The organism is Arthrobacter rhizophilus, from assembly GCF_026241105.1.
Lineage (GTDB): Bacteria > Actinomycetota > Actinomycetes > Actinomycetales > Micrococcaceae > Arthrobacter.
On the sequence record NZ_JAPFFT010000004.1, the window covers coordinates 121,273 to 146,561 of the forward strand.

A 25,289-nucleotide genomic window follows, 5' to 3' on the forward strand; every position below is an offset into this window, starting at 1 on the left:
TTCAGGAAGGACTTTCGGTGTCCACATAGAGGGCAGGGGACGCCCCTCACTCTGGACCTTGATTTCCAGGGGATGCACCATCACCGGGCATATGTGTGAGGGAATCACGGTGATGATGGAACCTGCCTCAACTGCTGTGGGCCACGGACTCCAGACCCGAGTCCCGTGGCATCTGATGTTGTAGGGCGGCGTGCGGCCGGGGTCTCAGATCCAGCCGCACGCCTTGCAGGGGTCCTTGGATCCCTGCGCGTGCCAGACATTATCTATGTGTCACGAGTGCCGGAAACGTGTCGCCAGCCCGGCAAGGGACTTCCGGGAGATGCTTTCCTGGGTGCGTGGCACACGATAATCGGATGACGCAGACGGGCGTCAGGCCGAGACGTGTTCGTCCTGGGAAGCGATCGCTTGGGGCCTGCGGGCTGCGTCGCTGATTCGGAGCAGCAGGGCGACGATGATCCAGTTGGCAAGGAGGGAGGACCCGCCGGCGGAAAGGAACGGCGTCGTCAGCCCGGTCAGGGGAATAAGGCGGGTGACGCCGCCGATGATGATGAAACACTGAATCGCCATGGTGAAGGAGAGCCCGCAGGCGAGGAGTTTCCCGAACGCATCCCGGATGCCCAACGCGGCCCGGAATCCCCTGGTGAAAAGCAGCAAATAGAGCAGCACGATGGCGAACAGCCCTATCAGGCCTAGTTCTTCCCCGAGGGAGGCGATGATCATGTCACTGTTGGCGAAGGGCACAAGGTCAGGGCTTCCGAGCCCAAGGCCTTTTCCGATCAGGCCGCCGTCGGCCATTCCGAAGAGGCCTTGGACAATCTGGGCGCTACCTCCGGGAAAGCGGGTGTACACCTGGGCGTCGAAGGCATTGATCCAGGCGTCGATTCGCAAGCCGACGTGGGAGAAGATCTTCGCCGCGGCGTATCCGCCCACAGCCATGAGCACCAGGCCGAGAACCAGCCAGCTGGCCCGGCTCGTGGCAACGTAGATCATCACCATGAACAGCCCGAAGAGCAATATGGACATGCCCAGGTCGTGCTGGAAGACCAGTACGCCTACGCTCGCGGCCCAAGCGGTGACCATCGGCCCTGTGTCTTTGATTCTGGGAAACTGCAGGCGCCCGAATTTCCTGCCCGCCAACAAGATCAAGTCCCGGTTGGAGGACAAATATCCTGCGAAGAAGACGGCGAGCGTGATCTTCACGATCTCCCCGGGCTGGAACTGCAGGGACCCGACGCGTATCCAGACATTCGCGCCGTTGATATCGCCGGCGGAAATGCCCGGGACGAGAGGAAGGATGAGAAGGGCGGCGCTGACGGCAAGTGCAATGAAGGTGTACCGGCGCAGTAACCGGTGATCCTTCAGCAGCCACAGCGCGGCGGCTGCGACCAGGACCGAGACGATCGTCCAGTTGAGTTGATTGGTCCCGGCAGTGCTGCCGGTTGACGCGTCCAAGCGTCGGATCATGGCGATGCCCAAGCCGTTCAAAGCCACGACGATCGGGAGGATCACCGGATCCGCATACCGTGCCCTGAACCGCAAGACAACGTGGAAGACCCCGGCCAGCGCCGTCAACGTTCCGGCTTGGAGCCAGAAGCCAAAGTCGAGGGCTTCCTTCTTGTCCACGCTCGTCATTGCGATGGCTCCGATGCCGACGCCAAGGGCGAGTACCAGCAGCACCATTTCTACGTTCCGGCGAGGCTTCGCCAGAATCGCTTGCTGGCTCATTGGCATCTTCTTTCGTGGATTTCGGGCGGGCCGGGCGGGTCCCTCTCAGCGGGTCAGTGTTCAGTGCGTCATCATAGCCCGATCAGCTAGGCATCTGTTGGGAATGGAACCCGGCCGGTCAGCTGGCAGGCCCCGTCACAGGCTGTATCACCACGTCGTCGAGCTTTGGGAGCGCGCGCTCAAGCTGGTGCCGGGCGTCATCGACTGTCTCTTCCACGGCTGAGAGTGCTGCGTTGGCGACGACGATGGTGGCCGCTCCCTGAAGGCGATGGCCAACCCAGCGAAGCTGCAGCTTCGGCACGGATAGAACACCCGGGGTCCTTTCCAACGCCGCTTGGGCGTTGTCGAGGAGTTCGGGTTCTATTCCGTCCATCAGGCGCCGTCCGACGCTTCGCACAGTGCCCCAGAGCAGCACGATGATGGTCGCCGAAATCAGCAGGCCGACGATGGGGTCGGCCAAAGGGAATCCGAGCAGCACGCCGCCGGCGCCAAGTACCACGGCGAGGGAGGTGAATCCGTCGATGCGGGCGTGCACGCCGTCGGCGACCAGTGCAGCGGACCCGATCTGCCGGCCGACCCTGATGCGGTAGACGGCCACAATTTCGTTGCCCGCAAAGCCTATGAGTCCGGCCGCGAGAACCCACCACAGGTTGTGCAGGGGTTGCGGGTGGAACAAGCGGTCAATGGACTGCCAGGCGGCGACCACAGCAGAAAGCGCAACCACGACAACGATGAACAGTCCCGCAAGATCCTCCGCCCGCCCATATCCATAGTTGTAGCGGCGAGTTGCCGCCCGACGTCCCAGGATGAACGCGATCCACAGGGGCACAGCGGTGAGCGCATCCGAGAAGTTGTGGATGGTGTCGGCCAGCAAAGCGACGGAGCCGCTGATAAGGACCACCAGAAACTGCAGGACGGTAGTGGCAAGGAGTATGAAGAGGCTGATCTTAAGAGCCCGAACGCCCTGTGTGCTGGACTCAAGGGCATCGTCGATGGAATCGGCGGCATCGTGGGTGTGTGGAACAAAAAGCTCGTAGAGCCAGCCCTTCAGACCCCCATGGTGCTCGTGCTCGTGGTCATGATCATGGTCGTGCCCGGCGTGCTCATGGTCATGGTCGTGCACGTGGTCGTCGTGATGATCAACTTGCTGGTGACTGCTCATGCCGTTGCCTGTTCTGTGCGGTGGTGTGCAGGGGTGCCGCCGAGGGCGTGTTCTGCTTGGAAGATGGCATCTGCCACAAGTTGTCTGGCGTGCTCGTTCTCCAGCCGGTACATGACCCTGGTTCCGTCCTGCCGCGTGGAAACCATCCTCGCCAGGCGCATTTTGGCAAGGTGCTGCGATACTGCTGCCGGGGACTTCCCCACCAGGTCCGCCAGCGCGCCGACGGCCATTTCGCCGTCGCGGAGGGCCAGGATGATCCGTACCCTCGTGGCATCAGCCAGCATCGCGAACACTTCTACGGCCAACTCAACGTACTGGCTATCGACACCCAGCGAGCAGGTACTCTTATCTGCATTCATACGCAGATTCTTTCACACATCGTTACTGAAGCCACATCGAAGAGCCGGGAAGCCCCTCAAGTGGTCAGGGTTCAGAGGGCTGAATGAAGTTCTCAATGCATCCGCGGTGAACTCTCGATGAACCCGGGAACACTATCCACAGCGTTGTTCACATTGGGTAAAACCTCATGTGGAAAGCGTGCAGGCCCGGGATTCACCTGAATCTCGCGGTTTTTCGCGCCATGTACGTGGATGTCCACATGAATTGTCCACAGCTGTGGATAAAGTTACGCACTTCTGTGGAAAGAATATGGGGGTATCAGGGCCAAACTCCAGAACTGCCACGACGATGACTGTCCACGAGATGGGTATCGATGATGCCGATCGCCTCCATCAACGCGTACATTGTGGTTGGCCCGACGAAGGCGAAGCCCTTCTTACGCAGGGCCTTGGACAAAGCGATCGATTCCGGCGACTGGGTGGCGACATCGGCAAAGGTACGCGGTTCGGGCGTCGCCTCGGGTTGGAAGGACCACACGAAGTCCACCAGTCCGCCTTCGCTGCGTAGGGCGATGGTGGCTTTGGCGTTGGTGATGGCCGCGCGTATCTTGAGGCGGTTGCGCACGATCCCTGGATCCTGCATCAGCCGTTCGACATCCGCCTCGGTGAAGGCAGCCACGCTTTCCGGGTGGAAGTTCAAGAAAGCGGATCTGAACGCTTCGCGCTTGCGCAAGATAGTGGCCCAAGAGAGACCCGCTTGGAAACCCTCAAGGCTGATGCGCTCGTACATGCCCTGCTCGTCCCGCACGGGCATGCCCCACTCGTGGTCGTAGTACTCGCGCATGAGCGGGTCAGCGGATGCCCACGGCGGCCGGGCGAGGCCGTCATCGCCAATGATGGTGCCGTTCTCGGGCGGGGTCATGGGTGTTCCTCCGCAGGAAGCTGGTAGAAGTTGTTGTTGACATTGTGCCCCAGCCCTACGACATCCCCGTGACGCGCATGGTGATATTGATCCGCCCGCTGGGCAGTCCGCAGCCCTCGGGGGCCGTTCCGGGGAGCACCTTGGTGATGCCGTGGTACGCAAAACGCGAAGCACCGCCGAACACGAACATATCGCCGGAGGACAGTTCGACGTCGTTGTACGGCTTGGTCCGGGTCTCAGCGTTCCCGAATCGGAAGACGCAACTGTCACCGATACTGAGTGACACAACAGGGGCCCGGGACTTCTCGTCCTTGTCCTGGTGCATTCCCATCTTGGCGGCGTCGTCGTAGAAATTCACCAGCGCGGTGTCCGGCGTATAGCCGGCGGCTTCGGCGGCATCACCGTATGCCTCGAATAGTGCTTTGCGGCCAAGCCGAACCATCCAGTCGGGAAAGTCCAGGACCCGCCGTCCGTTGACGTCGAAGGCCTCGCGTGTGTACTTGTAGGGTTGCCAGTGCCAGCCCAGGCAAACCGTCCGGACGGACATCGGGTGCCCGCCGGGAAGAACGGCGGCACGCAAGGGGACGGGACCCTGTCTCCATTCACCGAAACGGGCCGTGATCCACCTCTGCTGTTCAAGGCTCAACCAGCCCGGAACGTGCACGGCGCCCGGCGCGATCTCCCGCGGACCGGCGTCGGGCGCGTCCGGCAACTCAAGCGGAAACAGCGGTTCCGTCCACCCGGAGCTCATGCTGCCTCAAGGGCCAACAAGGTGCGCTTGGCCTCCGTGCCGCCGAGGTAGTTGCCAAACGATCCATCGGATTTCACCACCCGGTGGCAAGGAACGATCACCGGCAGCGGGTTGGTGGCGCAGGCAGTACCGACGGCGCGCACGGCGCGCGGGCTTCCGGCCGCCAGGGCCACCTGAGCGTAGCTTTCCGTGTGCCCGTAGGCGATGTGCGGCAAATGCTCCAGAACGCTGAGCCGGAATCCACGCGAAAGGCTGAAATCCAGGGGGAGGTCAAAATTGTGGCGCATCCCGGCGAAGTATTCATCCAGTTCGCGGGCAGCCGGATCCAGGCGGCCAGCTGAGAAGAGGATTCGCGGACTGAGTTTTTCAGCAAGTAGTTGCAACACGGCGTCGTGGTCTTCCACTTCAAAGGCAACGCGCACCATGCCACGCTCCGTTGCCGCCAGCAGCAGTTTGCCGATCGGGGAATCCACGGTGCGGTAGGCGATATCGAGGGTGTGTTGTTCCGCGGCCGCCGCCGCGAGACGGTCGTGGAGTCGCTGGAGGACGGCTGGTTCCACGGAATCGAAGGGTGCGAGGAGCTCGGAGACGTCCGGTTCGTTGTGGTCGATGGTCATGGGGTCTCTTCTTTCACGTAGCTCACGGAGCCATCGACGAGGATGGTGCGAAGCGCCTTGACGCCGTCGGCCCCCGCTCGACGTGCGGCGTCGGGGGTTCCGCCGAGAAGCACGGCGACGTCCTTGTAAGGAAGCCCGGCGAGGTAGTGGTAGGCCACCGCTTGGCGCTGTTTCGGTGGAAGCTGCCCGACGGCGTCGAGCACTTCCGCATGGCCGTCGCCGGGGATGCCCAGCCCGGAATGGCTCACAGGCAGCACGTCTACGGGAACTGGCTGGCGATTCCGCGTTCGGACGATGTCGATGGACTTGCGGTGCGCGATGGTGACGAGCCAGGCCTGGACGTTGGCGCCTGCAGGAAGCTCAGGATAGGCCCTCAAGGCGGAGAGGAACGTCTCGGACCAGCCGTCTTCCGCGTCGTGGGGGCCAAGAACCGCACGGCATACACGGAGCACCGTGGGTCCGTGCTCCCGGACGATCAGCTCGAACGGCTTCTTGGGCTCCATCAGAAGAGCTTGCTTTCCTTCGCCGCCGCTGGTTCCTCGAGTTCCAGGAGGAACCGTTTGTTGTCGAGTCCGCCGGCGTATCCGGTGAGCCTCCCGTCGTGCCCTACTACCCGATGGCACGGAATGACGATGCTGAGCGGATTGCGGCCAACCGCCGAACCGACTGCCTGGGAAAGGTTGCGATCACCAAGTTCGGTGGCCAGTTCCCCGTAGCTAACGGTTTCCCCATACGGAATTTGTTCGAGCCTGGCCCAGACCCGCTCCTGGAAGGGATTCCCGGAAGCCCTAGATGGGACGTCGAACACCGTCCGTTCGCCGGCCAGGTATTCGCCTAGCTCAGCGGCGGTTTGCTGGAACAGGGGGTCGTTGGCCGGGGCGGCTTGACCGAAGAATTCCGGAGGCGGCATATGCCAGTGACCCTCGAAGAATATGCCCGTCAACAGCCCGCCACGGGCAGTCAGCGTGAGCTGGCCCAGTGCGGAATCAATGGTGGTGTGCCTGGTGGTCATGTCTAGTAGACGGTGCAGGCGGCTGAAATGTGAGGTCGCCGCTTAAGAGCGCCAACGCGTGGTCATGAGGAAGCCGACAATCGCGATGCCGAAGCCTGCCACGATGTTCCAGGACTCCCACGCCGGCACGGGAAGTTGGCCACCGGTGATGTAGAAAGTGATGATCCACAGCAAGCCAATGATCATGAGGCCGAACATGACTGGCTTGTACCAGACGGGGTTCGGCTTGTACTGCTGCGTGGTAGCCGCCTCGGCGGGGCGGGCGGCCCTCTTGCGGGGCTTGGACTCGGGCACGGATCCTCCTGGGCCGGGTGAATGAATGGCCACGCGCCAGCTTGATATCCTGCAGGAAGGAAGATTCCAGCGGTCAACGTGCACGCGGCAATTCCGGGTTCGTACTAGCAGTCAAGTCTAGCCGGATTTCGGAGGCCGCTCGTCGTCGGGCGTCCGTGCCTGTGAAGAGGAGATCCAGTGGCGCAGCAGCAGACGCAGCAGGCCGCTGCCGTGGCCGACGACGGCACAGGGAGCGGCGTCGAAGGTTCCCGGCGGCCCAGCTCGAGAAAACGCAAGGGACGGCCGAGCACCGGTGACGTTGTGCGCAAGGTGGTCCAGATCATCGGCGAACTCCTCCTCACCGCAGGAGTCATCCTGTTGCTCTTCGTGGCGTGGGAGCTGTGGTGGACCAACGTCGAAGCCGACGCGAAGCAAAGCCAGGCCATCCAGGGATTCGCCAAGGACTTTGCGGGACCGGTGGCACCGGTTGCCCCCGCTGACCCTGCCAAAGCGCCGAACTACGGGAAACCCGTCGTTGCGCAGGAACCCGAGCACGGCGGAATGATCGGCATCATGTACATTCCCCGATTCGGCCCTGATTATTCGCGGCCCATCATCGAGGGAACCGGCTCCGACATCCTGGACACCCTGGGCCTGGGCCACTACGGGACCACCAGCATGCCCGGGGCGCCCGGCAACTTCGCAGTCGCCGGTCACCGCCAGACCCATGGCGCTGTCCTGGACAACATCCATCTCCTGGTACCAGGCGACAAAATCTATGTGCAAACCAAAGACGGCTACTACACATACGTTTTCCGCAACAACCAGATCGTGCTGCCCTCGCGGACGGACGTCCTCCTCCCGGTCCCCACAAAGCCTGGTGCGACGCCTACCGAAAGCTACTTGACCATGACCAGCTGCAATCCGCGCTTCGGTGCGGAAGAACGAATCATCGCGTACTCCGTCCTGGAAAGTTGGCAACCCGCATCCGCCGGCCCACCCCTGGATATTGCCAAGCAAGTCGCGCAGACGCGCGGAAAGGGCTAAGCCATGTACGGATGGATTTTCCGCCACCTTCCGGGACCCCTTTGGGTTCGTATCCTGACATCAATGGCCCTCGCTGCATGCGCGCTTGTCCTGATGGTCCAGTTCCTCTTCCCCTGGATGTCACACTTCACTACCTTCACCGACTCAACGATTGGTTCAGCACAGCAGCCATGAGCACAACAAAAATCCTCGTCGTAGACAACTACGACAGCTTCGTCTACACCCTCGTCGGCTACTTGCAGGAACTCGGCGCGGAAACCACAGTGGTCCGCAATGATGACGTCACCCTCGCCGAGGCGATCGAGCTTGCCGACGCACGGGACGGCGTGCTGATCTCCCCCGGTCCCGGCACCCCTGCCGAGGCCGGCGTCTGCATCGAGTTGATCAAGTGGTGCGGCGACAACAACAAGCCGATGTTCGGCGTCTGCCTTGGCCACCAAGCGCTGGCGGAGGCGTACGGCGGAATCGTCACACATGCACCGGAGCTAATGCACGGCAAGACCTCACCGGTGCATCACGGGGGCAAGAGCGTTTTCGCCGGGCTGCCATCGCCGGTGACGGCCACGCGCTACCACTCCCTGGCAGCTGTGCGGGAGAGCATCCCGGACGTTCTGGAAATCACCGCTGAAACCGCCAGCGGGGTTGTCATGGGTCTGCAGCACCGCACGGCACCGCTGTGTGGTGTGCAGTTCCACCCGGAATCGGTGCTCACCGAAGGTGGCTACCTCATGCTCGGCAACTGGCTCGAATCGCTCGGGATGCCCGGTGCGGCCGCTCGTGCGGCCACCCTCAGTCCCCTGATCCAGCGCTAACCGCCCAAGCCGCCCACGTCGCCCAAGCCGCCCAACCCCGTTCCGCGGCTCCGGGTATCACTGGGGGAGGGTGTCGGGCTGGGGCTAGGGGGCGGGGCGGGAGCCTTCGCAACGATCACACTAATGGATTTGCCTTGGTCCACAAGGGACTTGAAAGCATCCCCCTGGCTCGTGACCTTTCCAGGCGTTACTTGCGAGTTCTCCTGCTCGGTGACGGAGATCGTCAGGCCGTTCTCCTTGAGCAAGGCCTCGGCATCCGCCACATTCAAACCAACGAGTTGGGGCACGGACACCTTGCCGGTAGACACCACCAAATCAACAGTGCTTCCCGCGCCCACAACCGCCCCTGAAGCCGGTTTGGTGCTGATGACGGAGCCTGCGGGAACCGTAGGACTATTGGACAAGGTGCTGGACCCGCCCACGAGGCCGGCTTGGCGCAGGAGGTCACGCGCCGCGGCTTCGGTGAGGCCGCTCAGGCCCGCCGGGACGGTTACGGAGACCGGACCGTCTGAAACGTTCAGTATGACGTGTGAGTTCGGCGCCACTTGAGACCCCACGCTCGGGTCCGTGTTGATCACTGTGCCCTTGGCGATGGTGTCATGCGGGACCTTGCGCGACTCCGGGCTGAGATTGGCGCCATAGAGCGCTTGCAATGCCATGGCCTCGCTCATGCCGGCCACTTGAGGTACCGCGACCAGCGCCGGCGGCGCCGGCCTCTGGTTCACGGTGCTGTACAACCAGAATCCACCGCCAGCCAGGACAAGCAGTGTAAAGATGACCACAACTGCGGCCCACGCACGACGGCGGGACTTCTGCCGGGGGGAACGCTCGCGTTCAGGGGTGAAACCAAGCGGCATGGCGCCGTCGTGATCTGGCTCGGACCCCTGTTCGCCGGCATGCTGGGCCAACAGGGTGTCCTGGTCGCCGGCGTCCTGGGCATTGCCCAGCCTCCCGTTCAGGGTGCTGTCCAGGAAATCGGCGCCCGTCAGGCCGCGCGCCAAGCCACCTTCGGGAAGGTGCTGCGTCGACGGTACTACTTCCTGGGAGTCCGTGGGCCCCGGGGAAAACGCAGGGACTGCCACGCCGTTTTTGGCGGCACGCAAGGCACGTCGGAAGGCAGCCGCATCCTGGAAACGGTCGGCACGGTCCTTCTGCAAGCCCTTGGCCAGGACGCTGTCCAATGCCTCCGACACTGCCGGATTGAACCTGCTGGCGGGCTCGGGGATTTCTCGGACGTGCTGGTAGGCCACCGAGACAGGACTGTCGCCGGTGAACGGGGGCCGGGACGTGAGCATCTCAAACAGCAGGCACGCCGCAGAGTACAGATCACTACGGGCGTCCACGGTCTCGCCGCGGGCTTGCTCGGGCGAAAGGTACTGGGCTGTTCCAACCACGGCCTGGGTCTGGGTCATGGTAGCCGCGGAGTCAGCCATGGCCCGGGCGATGCCGAAGTCCATGACCTTGACGTCGTTGGAATCCCCGGACACCATGACGTTGGCCGGCTTGATGTCGCGGTGGACGATTCCGGCTTTGTGGCTGTATTCCAGAGCGGACAAGACGCCAAGGATGAACTCGATGGCTTGATCGATATCCAGTTCCTTGGCACGGATCAGGTCGCGGATAGTCCGGCCGGACACGTATTCCATGACGATGTAGGGGACCCGGACGTCCTCGCCCGGACCACCGGACACCGTGTACTCGCCGGTGTCGAAGATGGCCACGATTGAGGAGTGGTTCAGGGCCGCCACTGCCTGGGCCTCGCGTTTGAAGCGAGCATGGAACTGCGGATCGCGGGCAAGATCGGCGCGGAGCAGCTTCACCGCCACGGTTCGGCCGAGCAGGGTGTCGGTGCCCTTGTAGACATCCGCCATACCGCCACGGCCGAGCAATTCACCGAGTTCGTACCGCCCGTTGAGGACGCGCTGGTTTGTCATTGGAGTGCTGTCCTCTCTGTGGGCAGGCGTGGAGCGTCCGGTCGTCATGGTGTCCTACGGGGTGGTCTTAGGAGAAGGAGACGAAGATGCGGTCGACTTGGACAGGTGGTAGGTAACTACGGATCCGGAAGGCACTTTCTGTCCGCCGGCGGGATCGGAGCTGACAAACGTGCCAGGCGCCTGGCCGATTGCTCCATCAACAGGGGTACCTGCGACCCAGCGCAGGCCGGCACCTTCGATGGCAGCCTGCACTTGTGCCTCGGTGGCGCCCTTGCCAATGGTCGGAACCGAAACCATCTGAGGACCCTTGGAGTAATTGACGGTGATGGTGGTCCCCTTGGGCTGGGGGCCGGACGGGTTGATGTCGATGACCGTGCCCGGCGTCGAGGGATCGAAGACCTGGACTCCGTTGACGCCCATGCCGAGCGCGCTCAGATCTGCACGGACCTTGTCATACGGTTGGCCCTTGTATGCTTCCGGGATCAGGTTGACAGTCTCCGCAGTGGGTGTGGTGGGCGTCGGGGCGGCCGACGTCTCCGTGGCGCTCGGACTCGCCGAGCTTGGCGGCGCGCTTGAGATTTGGACCGGAGAGTTCGAGGTGGCCGGGGCCGGATTCTTTGGCGAGAACAGCCCCGACTGGGACAGGATCACACCAACCAGGGCGAAGAGCAGGAGCACGATCAGCGCGACGAGGGGCCAGGTCCACGGGCTGCGCTTCTTGCGCTGGGGCCCCTCCTCGTATGTTTCTTCTTCCGCGAGGTAGTGGTCGTGCTCGTCAGCTTCCTCCAAGCTGCGTTCGGCGGCCAGGGCATTGGCGCGGGAGAGGGCATTGCCACCCTCGGCCGCAGCCCCTGCGGCGGCGGCCCCCGCTGCTGCGGCGCCGATCACCGGAAGGGCCGACGTCGACGTCGAACGCGTTTCCTTACCGTACGGCGAGGCGACAATGCCCGTGGGGGCGGTGGCCAGGTCAGTCGGCGCGGTGATGAGGCCTGTGGCGGATTCGAACAGCAACATTCCAGGCACGGCGGCGTGCGCAGCGGAAATGTCGCCTGCGCGGATAGCCTCTGCGGCCTCGGCCAGCTTGATCGCGTCTGCGGGACGGTTCTTCGGATCCTTGGCGAGCATCGACATCATTAGGGCGCGTACCGGAGTAGGGAGGCTCTCAGGCAGGGGCGGCGGAGCGTCGTTGACCTGGGCCAGCGCAATGGCGATCTGAGATTCACCGGAGAACGGACGATGCCCTGTGAGGGCTTCGTAGCCAATAACCCCGAGGGAATATATGTCCGAGGACCCCGTTGCCGTCTGTCCGGTGGCTTGTTCCGGGGCCAGGTACTGGGCAGTTCCCATGACTTGGCCGGTCTGCGTGAGGGGGACTTGGTCGGCGAGGCGTGCAATGCCGAAGTCGGTTACCTTGACGCGGAAGTCCGGCGTGATCAGGAGATTGCCCGGCTTGATATCGCGGTGTACCAGGCCTTGTGCGTGCGCAGGGGCCAGCGCACGGGCGGTCTGGGAAATGATGGACAACGTGCGGTCCGGCGAGAGGACCTGCTCGCGTTCCAGGATGCTGCTCAACGGCTGTCCCGGCACGAGCTCCATTACCAGGTAGGCGGATCCGTCTTCTTCGCCATAGTCGAAGACGTTGGCGATCCCCACGTGGTTAAGCAATGCGGTGTGGCGGGCCTCCGCGCGGAAACGCTGGAGGAACCCGGGGTCACCCGTATATTCCTCTTTGAGTACCTTAATCGCGACGATTCGGCCAAGGATCTGGTCCTTGGCCCTCCAGACCTCTCCCATGCCGCCAATCGCAATGCGACTGGTCAGCTGGAACCTGCCGCCGAGGGTGATTCCTGACGTAGGTCTCACTTATTCAACACCGCCTCAAAAATCTTCTTCGCGTTCGGACTGGTTAGCTTTGCGCCGGTAGACACGTCAACACCTTGCATGACAATGGTGACGGCCACTTGCGGGTCATTGGCCGGGGCGAACCCGGTAAACCATGAGTTGTTCAGGCCCGTGTCGCCCAACTGCGCGGTGCCGGTCTTGCCGGCCACCTGGACTCCGGGAACCGCAGCGCCACTTGCGATGCCCTTGGATACGACGTCGGTCATCCACGATGTGATCTGGCTGGCGATCTCGGGCGTGGTGGAGGTGCGCAAGGTCTCGGCTTTGGGTTCACTGATGACGCGGAGGTCGGGGGCGCGCACCGTCTTAATGAGGCTGGGCTTCATCTGGACTCCATGATTGGCAATTGCCGCGGTCATCAGCGCGATCTGCAGCGGAGTGGCCCTGACGTCACGCTGCCCGACGGCGGACTGGGCGAGTTGCGCCTGGTCCAGGTCCTTGGGGAAGATGCTGACAGCGGACTGGAGCTTGAGGAGGTCCCCGAAATCCTGCCCGAAGCCAAACTTGTTTGCCTGGTCCGCGATGGCCTTCTGCCCCAAGTCGAGAGCGATGCTGGCGAACGGAGTGTTGCAGGACTGCTCCAAGGCGAAGGCGAAATCGGCCGTGTTGCGGGTTGAGCAGTTGCCGCCGGCATAGTTGGGCAGCGATGCATTGGAGCCCGGCAACGGCAAGTTGTCAGGGTTCGGCAGCACGCTGTCCTTGTTGTACTTTCCGGAGTTCAAGGCGGCCGCTGTATCGACGAGCTTGAACACTGAACCGGGCGCCAGCAGCGCACCCGTGGGCCCACTCACGGATTGGTTCAGGTTGATCCCGGGAACCTGGTTGAGTTGCTCGTAGCTTGCCTTTTCCTTCGCAGAATCATGCGTGGCGATCAGGTTGGGATCGTAGGACGGCTTGGAGACCATGGCAATGATGGCGCCCGTCTTCGGATTGGTGACCACGATCGAACCACGCTGGCCGTCGGGAATGAGGTCGTAGGCGAGCTTCTGGATCGCGGGATCGATGGTCAATTCCACCGAGGCACCCTTCGGCTGGCTGCCGAGGAAAATCTGGCTGACGCGGTCCAGGAAAAGTTGATCGGAGCTGCCAGCCAGCTCATCGCGGAGCTGCTGCTCAAGTCCGGTGGATCCATAGGTCCTGGAGAAGTATCCCGTGATGCCAGCGTAAAGCTCCGGCTGCGCGTAACTGCGCTGGTACTTGCAGGTTTCGTCCCCGGCAACGGATTCGGCGATGGGCTTGCCGCCCACGATGATGGCGCCGCGGTCGTTGCAGTAGTTCGCCAGGACGGCGCGCTGGTTCCATGGATTGTCATTGAGGTCGCCGGCGCCGATGACCTGGACATAGCTGATGGCGCCGAAGAGGAGGGCGAACATGGCAACGGCTGCCATCCACGAGTTGCGTATGGAATGGTTCATGGGGTCTTCACCGCCTCTGTGGGGGCATGGGTAATGGGCGTTGTGTCCACCGGGCCGCGCGCGGTGTGGGAAATCATGAGCAGCAGGCCCACAATGATCCAGTTGGCAAGCAAGGAGGAACCGCCTGCCGCAAGGAAGGGCGTGGTGAGCCCCGTGAGCGGGATCAGCCGCGTGACGCCGCCGATCACCACGAAGCACTGAGTCGCGATGGCAAAGGACAGGCCGCAAGCGAGGAGCTTGCCGAACGCGTCCCGCGCGCCGAGGGCTGCGCGGAAACCACGGGTGAAGAGGAGCATATAGAGCAACACCACGGCGAAGAGACCGATCAGCCCCAGTTCCTCACCGATGAGCGCGATGATCATGTCGCTGTTGGCGAAGGGCACCAGATCCGGCCTGCCTTGTCCGAGCCCCGTGCCTACAAGGCCGCCGTCGGCCATGCCGAAGAGGCCTTGGACGATCTGTCCGCTACCGCCGGGGGACCGGTCGAAGACTTCCGGAGTGAACGCGTTCCACCAGCTGTCCAAGCGGAATGCGACGTGTGCGAAGAACTTCGATGCCAGGAATCCGCCACCCAGGATCAGTACGAGGCCGATGACCACCCAGCTGATGCGGCTTGTTGCCACGTAGATCATGACGATGAACAAGCCGAAGAAGAGGACTGAGGTGCCGAGGTCCCGCTGGAAGACCAGAATGCCGATGCTCACGAGCCACGCCGTGATCATCGGGCCAAGGTCCTTGAAACGGGGCAATTGCATTGGGCCGATCTTGCGGCCGGCCAGCAGGATGAGATCCCGATTGGAGGAAAGATAGCCCGCGAAGAATATGGCTAGGGTGATCTTGGCGATCTCGCCCGGCTGGAAAGTCATGGGACCCAGCCGGATCCAGACGCTGGCGCCCAGCACTTCGCCGGCGGAAATGCCGGGAACGAGGGGCAACACCAGGAGAATCGCGCTGGCCGCCAGTGCGATAAAGGTGAAACGACGAAGGAGCCGGTGGTCCTTGAGGAGCCAGATCACGGCGATTGACACGGCCATGGCCAGGAGGGTCCAGCGAAGCTGGTTGTTGCCGGTGTCTTCTCCGGGCTGGTCCATGCGATGGATGAGGGCGAGCCCCAAGCCGTTGAGCGCAACCACGATCGGAAGCATAATCGGATCGGCATATTTCGCGCGGAACCTCAGGACCATATGGAAAGCGAATGCGGCCACTACCAGAAGACTCGACTGGAACCAGAAATCGCTGTCGAAAGCGGCCGCGCTGTTGAGTCCGACCATCGCGCTTGCACCGATTCCCACGGCTAGGGAAACGATCAGGAGGACGAACTCCACATTCCGGCGCGGCCTGGGTATGGTTAGGGCCTGAATCATGGGGACACCGCGCAAGAAGGAACCGGCGTGGACGTGGGTGACGATGTCGGCTCATTCGAAGGGCTTGGGCTCGCCGGCGCGGGACTTGCCGTGGCCGTGGGGCTCGCCGTCGGCCTGGGCGTGCCTGTGGGGCAATTGGCTGGCAGACCGGTGGTGCCCGTATCTTGCAGGTTTTTCACAATCTGCTGGGCATCAGCGAGGTCGCGTGCCGGAACGGTCTGGCGGATGCTCTGCCGCGAGTATTCCGGCAATGAGTCCACGCGGATCTCGGTAACGGCCTCCACTTTTGAGAGCTGGAACGGGCCAAGGCTTTGCGAAATGCCATTGAAGATCGCCACGCGGTGGTCGAATTCACCGACGTAATACCGCGTCTGGGTCCATGCATATCCGAGCCACAGCCCCGCGACCACAAAAATCGCCAAGAGAGCCGCGACAACAGGCGTAAACCAGCGCCGCCTCCGGGCGACAAGCGGTTGTACCTCCGGGCGGTCCTGTTCGGCCTTGTGCGTCAGTACCGTGGCAGCGCGGCGCGCAACGCTGCGTCCAGCCACAGTAGGGATCGAACCGGTTTCGGCTGCCGTAGCGGCAGCGCCCACCAACTCGTGCGGCCGGCTTGAGAGTTCTTCGCGGAGGATCTCCGCCGACAGGTGCTCGCCCAAGTGGGGGTCTGTCGCCGTAGGAGGTTCAGTTGCCCCGGCGGGTTTGGCGGGACCCGCGGCGGCGGAAGCTCCGGCGTCGAGGGTTGCTTCCCTCGGCTTGGCCGCCGGCACGACCGTCGGCGAGGCCTGGCTGGGAGCAGGTTTAGTGGCTGAAGGGCCTTTGGCTGGCGCTTTCGAGTCGCCGTCGCGCGTGGTCTCCTTGCTCTGACCGGCCTTCGGCGCGTCTGCAATTGGCGCGGCTGGGTTGGGTGCGGCGACTGTTCCTGGGGTGACTGTTCCGGGAGTGACGACCTCGACGGCGGCAGTGCTGAGGCCGTCGCCCGCCCCTTCCACGATTTCCAGGAGCACCACAGTGACGTTGTCCGGAGCCCCATTGGCCAGGGTGAGCTCAATGAGGAGCTCGGCGCAATCGGCGAGGTCCTTGGTTTCCCGAACCACCTGCTCCACCACTGCCCCTTGGACATAGTTCAGGCCGTCGGAGCAGAGGAGCCAGCGTTCGCCCGGTTCGACGTCGAGCACGTCCAGGTCAAGTTCGGGGCTCGCGTCCACGTCGCCCAGAACGCGCATGAGAACGTTCTTGTGCGGGTGGGTTTCAGCTTCCTCCGGGCGCAACCGGCCTTCGTCGATCAGTCTTTGGACGAAAGTGTGGTCCACGCTGATTTGCTCGAATTTGCCATTGCGCAAGCGGTAGGCGCGGGAATCGCCGATGTGCGCGAAGTGCAGCCGCCTGCCTTCGAGGAGAAGGGCTGTGACGGTGGTGCCCATGCCTGCGAGCTTCGGGTCTACATGGACAAGCTCGGAGAGTAGGGAATTGGCGGTCTGGATTTCGTCCGCCAACACCGTTTCTGCGCCGTCCGGATAGGAGTCGTGATCAAGGTGGATCATGTCCAGCACTGTGGATGCCGAGGCGACGTCGCCGCCCGCATGCCCGCCCATGCCGTCCGCAACGACGGCAAGATGGCGGCCGACATAGGCCGAGTCGTCGTTCTTCGAGCGGACACGCCCGACGTCGGAGCGCGCCGCGTAGCGCATGATCATGGACGGTTCCGGAGGCAGGGCCTTGCCCTCGGAAGTCTGGGGGGAAGCCATGGGCTACGCCCTCAATTCGATAACCGTCTTGCCGATCCTCACGGGGACGCCAAGCTCCACGGGCAGGGCGCGGGTCAATTGTTGGTCGGCGAGGTAGGTGCCGTTCGTGGAGCCGAGATCTTCGATGAACCATCGGCTGCCTTGGGGGAAAAGGCGCGCATGCCGACCCGAGGCGTAGTCATCCTCAAGGACCAGCGTGGCCTCTTGTGCCCGGCCCAGCAGGATGGGGCTTGCGGCCAATGGAACGGTGGTCCCTTTGAGCGGACCCTCGACCACGACGAGCTGACGCGCATGCTGCTTCACAGGCTGGGGCGGCGCAGGAGCGAGCTCGGGATGCTTTCGAACCTCGCGCGCCGTCGGCGTTCCCATCGCTGCTTTGCGGCCGATCACGAGATCTCGGCGCATGGTCGAGACGATGCTGAAGATCAGCACCCACAGGAGCAGCAGGAAGCCGAAACGGAGTGCGGTGATAGTCAGTTCGCTGATGTCGCTCACGGGCGCCCACCAGCGGGCAGGGAAAGAAGTCTGAAGATGATTTTGGTCCGTCCCATGGTGATGGTGGATCCGTCAGTAAGTTCCACGCTGCCGTCCACCTTGTGGCCGTTGACGTAGCTTCCGTTGGTGGAACCTAGGTCGACAGCGCGTACCACTCCGGCCGCTGTCTGGATTTCCAAGTGCCTGCGCGAGACACCGGTATCGTCGACCAGGATGTCGGCCTCGGAGGACCTGCCCAGCACGACGGACGGTGCGTTGAGGGAATAGCGTTGTCCGCCAATGTCCAGGACGGGCTGGGGTCTTGTGGGTTCGCGGCTCGGCGCTGCGGGGACATTGGGCCGCGGAGCAGCAGGCGCGGCGGACCCGTTGGATTTCTCAGTCCTGGAGGTGATTTCGAGGTGGCCCTCGCGCTGGGCTTCGTCGTGAACGAAGGAAATCCGTACCGGCCCCTGGAGGATGTAACCCTGGCTGCGCACGTGCTGAATCACGACGTCGCACAGTTCTTCGGCCAGGGGAGTTCCCCACTCTTGGGCGCGACCGAAGTCTTCATTGCTCAAGAGGACTTCGAAGACGTTGGGTGCCAAGGTACGGCCAGCTGCGATCGTGATGGACTTGTTGTCCAGTTCGCGGCGCAGTTTGCTGGCGATCTCCACCGGCTCCACACGCGCACGCGATCCGGTGGAGAAGACGCCGCGGACGGCCTTTTCGATGCCGCGTTCAACCCTGTCAAGCAAACCCATGGTCCTTCTCCTTCCGTTTCGTTGCCCTGCAGTATGAGTAGTCAGGACGAATCGCTGCAGTTGCCGGAGCGCACGCAGAGACACTGTCCTCAATCCCGATACTACTGGGCAAGACTGTGAATGGCCTTATTCCACAACGCCCGGAAGGCCGGAAAAGTTCGCTTGCACGCCCTGTCCCGGTTCGCTTCCTGCGTGATTTCCGCATCCTGTGAGGACCTGACAGTCCGCGGATTTGCGGGGTTTTTACGGCCCCATCGTTGGTCGATTGGTGTTTTCAAGTGATTGTCCGTTATGCTTGATCTCGCTGCTTTCGCAGGGGTGAGGCCGGGGAAACCTGGTACGGCCCGGGCGGAAGAAGTTGCGCGCGAGTGGCGGAACGGCAGACGCGCTGGCTTCAGGTGCCAGTATCCGAAAGGGTGTGGGGGTTCAAATCCCCCCTCGCGCACGCAATTTAAGGAACCCCGGTCTTTGGATCGGGGTTCCTTTGTTTAACCTGACGGACTGCTACACCCGCAGCGCCCCGAGCCCGGCGATCAGCGCATCCAAGCCCATGCTGAACGCGAGGTCTGAAGGGTAGTTGTTCCGCTCGGGGCCCAAGCTGCGGACAGCCGACGTGAAGTGCGGAGTGGAGTCCGCCAGCCGGCCGGAATCGAAAATGTCCGCCGGAGCGTTCGCGTCGAAAGCAGCTCCAAAAATGTAGGCCTCAAGTGCCACGATGCACGGGATGATCTGCTTTTCCGGGAAGCCCGCCTGTAGGAATCCCTCGGTCACGGCTTCGTACATGGCGAGGGTCTGTGGGGCGTCTGTCACCGGAAGAACCGCGATCACCGAGATGAGCGGGGTGTGCCTTGCGAAAATACCGCGGTAGGAATAGGCCCATTGCCGTACGGCATCTTCCCAGGGCAGCGTGCTGAAACCGCCGAAGTCCACTTTGGACATCAGATCCTCTTCCACCAGCTTGAGGACCTCGTCTTTGGAGGACACGTGGTTGTAGAGGGCCGACGGCGCCACACCAAGGGAGCGGGCGAGTGCGGCCATGGTGAGGCCGTCGTAGCCCTTCTTACTGACCAGTTCAAGCGCCGCAGCGGTAATTCCGTCCTGGTTAAGGACCGACGCCATCGGCCGGCCCGCCCTGCGGCGCGCTTTGGTCTCGCCGGGAGCGGGGGTGGGTGCGGGCATCGCTGACCTTTCTGGAGGCTTGTCACCAGCATTATTCCACTGGGGTCTTCACAGCCGTGGTCAATCCAGCTACAGTTGAGATAAATGAACGTCATTCATTTATTGGTCAGCCAACGGGGACGGCCACAGAAAGGACATCATGTTGAATCTTGATCGCGACGTCGTAATTGTCGGCGCCGGTCCGTCGGGGTTGACGGCCGCACGCGAATTGAAGAAGGCCGGACTCAGTGTTGCGGTGCTTGAAGCCCGTGACCGCGTCGGCGGCCGCACGTGGACCGACACCATTGACGGGGCCGTGCTGGAAATCGGTGGACAATGGGTGTCCCCGGACCAGACCGTCCTCATGGGTCTCTTGGACGAACTCGGCCTGAAGATGTACTCCCGCTACCGTGATGGCGAATCCGTGTACTTGGCACCGGATGGCAGCCGCACCCGCTACACCGGGGCTTCCTTCCCGGTCAGCGAGACCACTGCGGCCGAAATGGACAAGCTCACCGCCATCTTGGACGGCCTCGCCGCAGAGATTGGCGCCGAGGAGCCCTGGGCGCACCCCAAGGCGCGCGAGCTGGACACCATCTCCTTCCACCACTGGCTGCGCCAGAACTCGACGGACGAGGAAGCCTGCAACAACATCGGCCTCTTCATCGCCGGCGGAATGCTCACCAAGCCGGCCCACGCTTTCTCGGCGCTGCAGGCTGTGCTGATGGCGGCTTCGGCAGGTTCCTTCTCCAACCTCACCGACGAAGACTTCATCCTGGACAAACGCGTTATCGGCGGCATGCAGCAGGTCTCCCTGCTGATTGCCGCGGAACTGGGCGACGACGTCGTACTTAACAGCCCGGTCCGCACTTTAAACTGGGAGCCGGCCGGCGAGGGCCACCGCGTCACTGTTGAGTCCGAGCGCGCAACCGTCAACGCGCGATTCGTCATCATGGCGGTCCCGCCGAACCTCTATTCGCGCGTTTCCTTCAACCCGCCGCTGCCGCGCCGTCAACACCAGATGCACCAGCACCAGTCCCTCGGCTTGGTCATCAAGATCCACGCCGTCTACAGCACGCCGTTCTGGCGCGAAGATGGCTTGTCCGGCACGGGTTTTGGCGCTGGCGCCCTGGTCCAGGAGGTCTACGACAACACAAACTACGGAGACACCCGCGGCACCCTGGTGGGCTTCATCTCGGACGAAAAGGCAGATGCCGTCTTCGAACTCAGCGCCGAGGACCGCAAGAAGGCCGTCCTTGAATCCATCGCCGGCTTCCTGGGCGAGAAGGCCCTGGACACCGAGGTCTACTACGAATCCGATTGGGGTTCCGAGGAATGGACCCGCGGAGCTTACGCGGCAAGTTACGATCTGGGTGGCCTGCACCGCTACGGCAAGGACCAGCACGCCAACGTTGGACCCATCTACTGGTCTTCCTCCGATTTGGCTGCGGAGGGCTACCAGCACGTGGACGGCGCAGTCCGGATGGGCCAGGCAACGGCCGCCCGGATTGTCACCGCCAACAACCGCGTCGCCGCGGTACCGGTGGCCTAGGAAGCTGAACAAATCCACACGTGAGGTCTCGGCTCTTTCGCACGTTGAAAGCGTCGAGACCTCACGTCTGAAAGTCCGTCCCCGATCCCCAACGCCAAGATTGTTGAACAATCTTGGCGTTTCAGGCATGATAGTGGAGTATTCAACCTGAGACGGGGATCACAATGCCTTATATCGACCTCAACAGCGACGTCGGAGAATCCTTCGGAAACTGGACCATGGGCGACGACGCCGCCGTCTTTCGATACGTGTCGAGCGCCAATGTGGCCTGCGGATTCCACGCCGGAGATCCCAGCACCATCGCCAGTACGTGCCGCGAGGCCGTTGCCGCCGGAGTGACCATCGGCGCACACGTAGGTTACCGGGACCTCGCAGGCTTCGGACGACGCTTCCTGGACTGCGCTGCCACGGAACTGGCCGAGGACGTTCTCTACCAACTCGGCGCGCTCCAGGCCCTGGCCCGCGCGGCAGGCTCAGAGATCAAATATGTCAAGCCGCACGGCGCCCTCTACAACGCGATCGTCCACCACGAGGTCCACGCACAGGCAGTGGTCGACGCCGTCCATGCCTTCAGTCCCGGTCTTCCACTCCTTCTTCTGCCGGGCTCGGTAGCCCTCGCCAAAGCTGAAGGGAAAGGCCTCCGTGCCGTAGCCGAGGCGTTCGCCGACCGCGCCTACAAGCCTGACGGCACCCTCGTATCCCGCCGCGAACCGGGTGCCGTGCTGCACGACTACGCTGCCATCACCAAGAACATGGTCCGCCTTGCAACCGAGGGCAAAATCGCGGCCAGCGACGGTTCCGTGCTGGACGTCCACGCCGAAAGCATCTGCGTCCACGGAGACACTCCCGGCGCCGTAGCCATGGCGGCCGCCGTCCGCAGCGGGCTCGAAGCCGCCGGCGTCACCGTTCGGAGCTTCGCTTGAGCATCACAGGAACACGCTGGGCAGGTCCGCGCGCTCTGCTGGTGGAACTCTCCGACCTCGCCTCCGTGCTGGCGTTTCATTCCCGGCTGCTTGCAGAGCCGCTGCCCGGCCAGCTCGACGCGATCGCCGCGGCAGCGACCGTACTACTCAAGTTCGGCACGCACGCCGAGGCACTCGCGGCGCGCGCCGCCGTCGGGCATGTTGACCTGCACGAGGTGCCGCAAGAAAATCCCCGCCAAGTCACCATTGAGGTGGTGTACGACGGCGAGGACCTCGCCGAGGTGGGCATGCTCACCGGACTGGGGGCGGACGGCGTCGTGGCCGCCCACGCCGGGCAACTCTGGACCGCCGCGTTCGGCGGATTCGCCCCGGGATTCGCGTATCTGCTCGGCGAGAACCACACCCTCGACGTTCCCCGCCGCAGCTCGCCCCGCACCGCTGTTCCAGCCGGTTCAGTAGCGCTCGGCGGGACGTTCTCCGCCGTCTACCCGCGGCAGTCCCCGGGCGGGTGGCAGCTGATCGGGCGTACGACGGCGGTCCTTTGGGACCTCGAGCGGGAGTCGCCGGCGCTTGTCCGCCCGGGAGATAGGGTCCGGTATGTGGCGGTCCGCGAGGCCGTTGAGCTGACTCCCGCACCTCCCGCAGCACCTCCCGCAGCCCCCGGGGTCACCGGACCCGCGCTGGTGGTGGACTCACCCGGGCTGCAATCGCTCGTCCAGGACCTCGGCCGCCCCGGACTGGGAGATCTGGGAGTTTCAGCCGCGGGCGCCGTGGATCAACAATCGACGCGCCAAGCCAACCGCTTGGTGGGCAACGAACCCGGTGCTGCGGTGATCGAAAATGTGCTGGGCGGACTTTCTGTCCAAGCCGACGGCGACCAAGTGCTCGCCATCGCCGGAGCCGTTGCGCCTCTGGAAATCCGGGACGCATCGGGCGCTCCTGTACGCCGGGCCGCCATGTGCTCACCCTTCGCTCTGTTGGACGGCGAAACCCTCACTCTGGGCGCCCCATCGCTCGGAGCCCGCAGCTACCTTGCTATACGTGGCGGGCTCGATGTGCAGCCGGTTCTTGGCAGCCGCTCGAGCGATTCGATGTCAGGAATCGGACCCGCACCGCTGTCTGTCGGAATGCGCCTGCCCGTGGGGAAAGCGCCGCTGTTCCAAATGGTTGGCGCTCCCGAGAAATCCACGCTGCGGCTGGGAACGGTCTTTACGCAACTGCGCATCACCTTGGGCCCTCGGGACGACTGGTTTGATTCCCGCGCCCTGGAGTCGCTCACGCAGGAGGACTGGATCACCACGGAGCAGTCGAACAGGATCGGTGTCCGGCTAAGGCCCGGAAGCAACCGTGCGCTCGAACGAAACCCCGACCGCGGCGCCGGCGAGCTCCCCAGCGAAGGGGCTGTTGCCGGGGCACTCCAGGTCCCGCCCAACGGACATCCCGTCCTCTTCCTGGCCGACCACCCCGTGACGGGCGGCTATCCGGTGATTGCCGTCGTCGTACCCGAAGACCTTCCGACGGCGGCGCAATTGCCGCCCGGCCACCGCGTGGGGTTCACGATCGTGGACCCCGCAACCCTTGAACCACTTGAACCTGCCGTTGCCGGCGCTGTCTCCGAAGGAACCCAGCCATGAAAAAGGTCCTGATCGCCAACCGAGGCGAGATCGCCGTAAGGATTGTCCGAGCCTGCTCCGACGAAGGCCTGCAGTCCGTTGCCGTGTACTCCGACCCCGACGCCGATGCCCTCCACGTCCGGTTTGCCGACGAGGCCTACGCGCTGGGCGGTTCCACCGGCGCCGAGACGTACTTGGATATCGCAAAGCTGATCGACGTCGCCCGCCGCGCCGGTGCTGACGCGGTCCATCCCGGATATGGCTTCTTGTCGGAGAACGCTGACTTCGCGCAGGCAGTGATCGACGCAGGCCTTATGTGGATCGGCCCCGCGCCACAGTCCATACGGGAGCTGGGAAACAAGGTGGTCGCCCGCGAGATCGCCGTCCGCGCCGGGGCTCCGCTCGTTCCCGGCAGCGACGGTCCTGTGGCCAACGCGGCTGAGGTTCTTGCTTTTGCCTTGGAATACGGCATGCCCGTGGCCATCAAGGCGGCTTTCGGCGGCGGCGGACGCGGGCTCAAGATCGCAAGACGGCTGGAAGACATCGAGGACGCTTTTGAATCGGCCGTCCGTGAATCCAAGGTGGCCTTCGGACGCGACGAATGCTTCGTAGAGCGCTTCCTGGACCAGCCAAGGCATGTCGAGGCCCAGATCCTGGCCGACATGCACGGGAATGTTGTGGTGCTCGGTACGCGCGACTGCTCCCTGCAGCGCCGCAACCAGAAGCTCGTGGAAGAAGCCCCCGCGCCGTTCCTGAGCCCTGAACAGCGAACCCTCATCCACGAATCGGCCAAGGCCATTTGCCGCGAGGCCGGATACTACGGCGCAGGAACCGTCGAATACCTCGTGGCCGTGGACGGCACCATCTCCTTCCTGGAAGTCAATACGCGCCTTCAGGTTGAACATCCTGTCACCGAGGAAACGTCCGGCGTGGATCTGGTCCGCGAGCAGTTCCGGATCGCCGCAGGCGGTGTGCTCTCCCTCACCGAGGACCCCGAGCCGGCAGGCCACGCCTTCGAATTCCGGCTCAACGCCGAGGATCCTGCACGAGGCTTCCTGCCTGGCCCCGGCACCGTGGACGTGTTCGAAGCGCCCACAGGACCAGGCATCCGCGTGGACTCCGGCGTTCGATCCGGCTCGGTGGTTCCTGAAGAATACGATTCCCTCTTGGCCAAACTGATTGTCCGCGGCGAAGATCGGCAGCAGGCCTTGCGCCGCGCCCGGGCTGCCCTGGACGAGATGCAGATCAAGGGACTGCCCACCGTGCTGCCCTTCCACCGGGCAGTGGTCCGCCACGAAGCCTTCACCTCGGAAGACAAGCTCGGCGTCTACACCACGTGGATCGAGACGGAGTTCGCCGAAGAGCTGGCTGCGTCTCCCGAGATCGCACGCGGGGCACCTGGTTCCGAACGCAGCACGTTCACAGTGGAACTGGACGGCAAGGCGGTGCAGCTTGGCCTCCCCGTCCGCCTATTTGATGCGCTCATGAACGGCGGCGGCGGTCCAGTTGCTACGGCTCCGGCTCCGGATGTGGCCGACGATGCCGGACTGGCATCGCCGATGTCCGGCTCGCTGGTGAAGTGGCTGGTTGAGGACGGTGCGGCCATTGAAGCAGGTCAACCCGTGGCCGTGTTGGAGGCCATGAAGATGGAAACCACCGTCCCGGCCCACCGTTCCGGCACCGTGGCGCGGGGTCCGCAAGAGCCGGGCGCCGCCGTCGGGCGCGGAGAGGTGCTCGCGAGCATCGGCTGAGGCGTTCGCGTCGGGGTGCGGCGGCACATTCTGCT

The 25,289-nt window shown here is 63.5% G+C and carries 23 protein-coding genes and 1 tRNA gene; 7 read left to right on the top strand and 17 right to left on the bottom strand.

Annotated features, from left to right (window positions below):
* Positions 1-369: 369 nt before the first annotated feature.
* From OOZ51_RS05655 to OOZ51_RS05695, 9 genes are all read right to left on the bottom strand, one after another.
* Positions 370-1,725 (bottom strand): FtsW/RodA/SpoVE family cell cycle protein, encoded by a 1,356-nt coding sequence (locus tag OOZ51_RS05655; RefSeq protein ID WP_265978200.1) that lies wholly within the window; start codon positions 1,723-1,725, stop codon positions 370-372.
* A gap of 118 nt (positions 1,726-1,843) precedes the next feature.
* Positions 1,844-2,887 (bottom strand): cation diffusion facilitator family transporter, encoded by a 1,044-nt coding sequence (locus OOZ51_RS05660; RefSeq protein WP_265978201.1) that lies wholly within the window; start codon positions 2,885-2,887, stop codon positions 1,844-1,846.
* A complete protein-coding gene (locus tag OOZ51_RS05665; RefSeq protein WP_265978202.1) occupies positions 2,884-3,246 on the bottom strand; it encodes an ArsR/SmtB family transcription factor in 363 nt (120 codons plus the stop codon). The genes OOZ51_RS05660 and OOZ51_RS05665 overlap by 4 nt, the downstream gene beginning before the upstream one ends.
* Positions 3,247-3,544: 298 nt before the next feature.
* Entirely contained in the window at positions 3,545-4,147 is a 603-nt protein-coding gene (locus tag OOZ51_RS05670; protein ID WP_265978203.1) for a DNA-3-methyladenine glycosylase I, read from the bottom strand.
* Positions 4,148-4,202: 55 nt separating this feature from the next.
* A complete protein-coding gene (locus OOZ51_RS05675; RefSeq protein ID WP_265978204.1) occupies positions 4,203-4,898 on the bottom strand; it encodes an alpha-ketoglutarate-dependent dioxygenase AlkB family protein in 696 nt (231 codons plus the stop codon).
* On the bottom strand, positions 4,895-5,515 hold the full coding sequence (locus tag OOZ51_RS05680; RefSeq protein ID WP_265978206.1) for a methylated-DNA--[protein]-cysteine S-methyltransferase: 621 nt from the start codon (positions 5,513-5,515) through the stop codon (positions 4,895-4,897). Before OOZ51_RS05680 ends, OOZ51_RS05675 begins: the two co-directional genes overlap by 4 nt.
* Positions 5,512-6,018: an RNA polymerase sigma factor gene (locus OOZ51_RS05685; protein WP_265978208.1), complete on the bottom strand. Its 507-nt coding sequence runs from the start codon at positions 6,016-6,018 to the stop codon at positions 5,512-5,514. Before OOZ51_RS05685 ends, OOZ51_RS05680 begins: the two co-directional genes overlap by 4 nt.
* The gene (locus OOZ51_RS05690; RefSeq protein ID WP_265978209.1) at positions 6,018-6,527 is read right to left on the bottom strand and encodes a methylated-DNA--[protein]-cysteine S-methyltransferase; all 510 of its coding nucleotides are present in this window, start codon (positions 6,525-6,527) and stop codon (positions 6,018-6,020) included. The genes OOZ51_RS05685 and OOZ51_RS05690 overlap by 1 nt, the downstream gene beginning before the upstream one ends.
* Positions 6,528-6,569: 42 nt before the next feature.
* Positions 6,570-6,821 (bottom strand): cell division protein CrgA, encoded by a 252-nt coding sequence (locus tag OOZ51_RS05695; RefSeq protein WP_265978211.1) that lies wholly within the window; start codon positions 6,819-6,821, stop codon positions 6,570-6,572.
* Between the two features lie 300 nt (positions 6,822-7,121).
* Here OOZ51_RS05695 and OOZ51_RS05700 point away from each other — a divergent pair, with 300 nt between their 5' ends.
* The gene (locus tag OOZ51_RS05700; RefSeq protein ID WP_265978292.1) at positions 7,122-7,847 is read left to right on the top strand and encodes a class E sortase; all 726 of its coding nucleotides are present in this window, start codon (positions 7,122-7,124) and stop codon (positions 7,845-7,847) included.
* Between the two features lie 170 nt (positions 7,848-8,017).
* Positions 8,018-8,659, top strand: coding sequence for an aminodeoxychorismate/anthranilate synthase component II (locus tag OOZ51_RS05705; RefSeq protein ID WP_265978212.1), 642 nt, complete (start codon positions 8,018-8,020; stop codon positions 8,657-8,659).
* Here OOZ51_RS05705 and pknB read toward each other — a convergent pair.
* Genes pknB through OOZ51_RS05740 form a run of 7 tightly spaced genes read right to left on the bottom strand, consistent with a single transcriptional unit; the run spans position 8,656 to position 18,257 of the window.
* The gene (pknB, locus tag OOZ51_RS05710) at positions 8,656-10,641 is read right to left on the bottom strand and encodes a Stk1 family PASTA domain-containing Ser/Thr kinase (RefSeq protein WP_416346347.1); all 1,986 of its coding nucleotides are present in this window, start codon (positions 10,639-10,641) and stop codon (positions 8,656-8,658) included. The two genes, OOZ51_RS05705 and pknB, sit on opposite strands and share 4 nt — an antisense overlap.
* A gap of 6 nt (positions 10,642-10,647) precedes the next feature.
* Positions 10,648-12,456, bottom strand: a complete 1,809-nt coding sequence (locus OOZ51_RS05715) for a protein kinase domain-containing protein (RefSeq protein ID WP_265978214.1) — start codon at positions 12,454-12,456, stop codon at positions 10,648-10,650.
* Positions 12,453-13,910: a penicillin-binding transpeptidase domain-containing protein gene (locus OOZ51_RS05720; RefSeq protein WP_265978215.1), complete on the bottom strand. Its 1,458-nt coding sequence runs from the start codon at positions 13,908-13,910 to the stop codon at positions 12,453-12,455. The genes OOZ51_RS05715 and OOZ51_RS05720 overlap by 4 nt, the downstream gene beginning before the upstream one ends.
* Entirely contained in the window at positions 13,907-15,274 is a 1,368-nt protein-coding gene (locus OOZ51_RS05725; protein WP_265978216.1) for an FtsW/RodA/SpoVE family cell cycle protein, read from the bottom strand. The genes OOZ51_RS05720 and OOZ51_RS05725 overlap by 4 nt, the downstream gene beginning before the upstream one ends.
* The gene (locus OOZ51_RS05730) at positions 15,271-17,022 is read right to left on the bottom strand and encodes a PP2C family protein-serine/threonine phosphatase (RefSeq protein ID WP_265978217.1); all 1,752 of its coding nucleotides are present in this window, start codon (positions 17,020-17,022) and stop codon (positions 15,271-15,273) included. The genes OOZ51_RS05725 and OOZ51_RS05730 overlap by 4 nt, the downstream gene beginning before the upstream one ends.
* A 3-nt stretch (positions 17,023-17,025) precedes the next feature.
* Positions 17,026-17,508 (bottom strand): FHA domain-containing protein FhaB/FipA, encoded by a 483-nt coding sequence (locus tag OOZ51_RS05735; protein ID WP_265978293.1) that lies wholly within the window; start codon positions 17,506-17,508, stop codon positions 17,026-17,028.
* A gap of 5 nt (positions 17,509-17,513) precedes the next feature.
* Entirely contained in the window at positions 17,514-18,257 is a 744-nt protein-coding gene (locus OOZ51_RS05740; RefSeq protein ID WP_265978219.1) for an FHA domain-containing protein, read from the bottom strand.
* A 362-nt stretch (positions 18,258-18,619) separates the two neighbouring features.
* Here OOZ51_RS05740 and OOZ51_RS05745 point away from each other — a divergent pair.
* Positions 18,620-18,702 (top strand) — tRNA-Leu (locus tag OOZ51_RS05745).
* Between the two features lie 59 nt (positions 18,703-18,761).
* On the opposite strand, the gene OOZ51_RS05750 is transcribed toward OOZ51_RS05745, so the two are convergent.
* On the bottom strand, positions 18,762-19,436 hold the full coding sequence (locus OOZ51_RS05750; protein ID WP_265978220.1) for a TetR/AcrR family transcriptional regulator: 675 nt from the start codon (positions 19,434-19,436) through the stop codon (positions 18,762-18,764).
* A 139-nt stretch (positions 19,437-19,575) separates the two neighbouring features.
* Here OOZ51_RS05750 and OOZ51_RS05755 point away from each other — a divergent pair, with 139 nt between their 5' ends.
* From OOZ51_RS05755 to OOZ51_RS05770, 4 genes are all read left to right on the top strand, one after another.
* Positions 19,576-20,967, top strand: a complete 1,392-nt coding sequence (locus OOZ51_RS05755) for a flavin monoamine oxidase family protein (RefSeq protein WP_265978222.1) — start codon at positions 19,576-19,578, stop codon at positions 20,965-20,967.
* A 164-nt stretch (positions 20,968-21,131) separates the two neighbouring features.
* Positions 21,132-21,890 carry a LamB/YcsF family protein gene (locus OOZ51_RS05760; protein ID WP_265978223.1) on the top strand — a complete coding sequence of 253 codons (759 nt, stop codon included), beginning with the start codon at positions 21,132-21,134 and terminating at the stop codon, positions 21,888-21,890.
* Complete coding sequence (locus tag OOZ51_RS05765; protein WP_265978225.1) at positions 21,887-23,524, top strand: 5-oxoprolinase subunit B/C family protein; 1,638 nt, start codon at positions 21,887-21,889, stop codon at positions 23,522-23,524. Before OOZ51_RS05760 ends, OOZ51_RS05765 begins: the two co-directional genes overlap by 4 nt.
* On the top strand, positions 23,521-25,254 hold the full coding sequence (locus OOZ51_RS05770) for an acetyl/propionyl/methylcrotonyl-CoA carboxylase subunit alpha (RefSeq protein ID WP_265978226.1): 1,734 nt from the start codon (positions 23,521-23,523) through the stop codon (positions 25,252-25,254). The genes OOZ51_RS05765 and OOZ51_RS05770 overlap by 4 nt, the downstream gene beginning before the upstream one ends.
* Positions 25,255-25,289 lie beyond the last annotated feature (35 nt).

Excerpts from the sequence above, each read along its gene's own strand:
- OOZ51_RS05655 (WP_265978200.1), bottom strand. The coding sequence starts at position 1,725 with ATGAGCCAGCAAGCGATTCTGGCGAAGCCTCGCCGGAACGTAGAAATG.
- OOZ51_RS05660 (WP_265978201.1), bottom strand. The coding sequence starts at position 2,887 with ATGAGCAGTCACCAGCAAGTTGATCATCACGACGACCACGTGCACGAC.
- OOZ51_RS05665 (WP_265978202.1), bottom strand. The coding sequence starts at position 3,246 with ATGAATGCAGATAAGAGTACCTGCTCGCTGGGTGTCGATAGCCAGTAC.
- OOZ51_RS05670 (WP_265978203.1), bottom strand. The coding sequence starts at position 4,147 with ATGACCCCGCCCGAGAACGGCACCATCATTGGCGATGACGGCCTCGCC.
- OOZ51_RS05675 (WP_265978204.1), bottom strand. The coding sequence starts at position 4,898 with ATGAGCTCCGGGTGGACGGAACCGCTGTTTCCGCTTGAGTTGCCGGAC.
- OOZ51_RS05680 (WP_265978206.1), bottom strand. The coding sequence starts at position 5,515 with ATGACCATCGACCACAACGAACCGGACGTCTCCGAGCTCCTCGCACCC.
- OOZ51_RS05685 (WP_265978208.1), bottom strand. The coding sequence starts at position 6,018 with ATGGAGCCCAAGAAGCCGTTCGAGCTGATCGTCCGGGAGCACGGACCC.
- OOZ51_RS05690 (WP_265978209.1), bottom strand. The coding sequence starts at position 6,527 with ATGACCACCAGGCACACCACCATTGATTCCGCACTGGGCCAGCTCACG.
- OOZ51_RS05705 (WP_265978212.1), top strand. The coding sequence starts at position 8,018 with ATGAGCACAACAAAAATCCTCGTCGTAGACAACTACGACAGCTTCGTC.
- pknB (WP_416346347.1), bottom strand. The coding sequence starts at position 10,641 with ATGACGACCGGACGCTCCACGCCTGCCCACAGAGAGGACAGCACTCCA.
- OOZ51_RS05720 (WP_265978215.1), bottom strand. The coding sequence starts at position 13,910 with ATGAACCATTCCATACGCAACTCGTGGATGGCAGCCGTTGCCATGTTC.
- OOZ51_RS05725 (WP_265978216.1), bottom strand. The coding sequence starts at position 15,274 with ATGATTCAGGCCCTAACCATACCCAGGCCGCGCCGGAATGTGGAGTTC.
- OOZ51_RS05730 (WP_265978217.1), bottom strand. The coding sequence starts at position 17,022 with ATGGCTTCCCCCCAGACTTCCGAGGGCAAGGCCCTGCCTCCGGAACCG.
- OOZ51_RS05740 (WP_265978219.1), bottom strand. The coding sequence starts at position 18,257 with ATGGGTTTGCTTGACAGGGTTGAACGCGGCATCGAAAAGGCCGTCCGC.
- OOZ51_RS05750 (WP_265978220.1), bottom strand. The coding sequence starts at position 19,436 with ATGCCCGCACCCACCCCCGCTCCCGGCGAGACCAAAGCGCGCCGCAGG.
- OOZ51_RS05755 (WP_265978222.1), top strand. The coding sequence starts at position 19,576 with ATGTTGAATCTTGATCGCGACGTCGTAATTGTCGGCGCCGGTCCGTCG.
- OOZ51_RS05760 (WP_265978223.1), top strand. The coding sequence starts at position 21,132 with ATGCCTTATATCGACCTCAACAGCGACGTCGGAGAATCCTTCGGAAAC.
- OOZ51_RS05770 (WP_265978226.1), top strand. The coding sequence starts at position 23,521 with ATGAAAAAGGTCCTGATCGCCAACCGAGGCGAGATCGCCGTAAGGATT.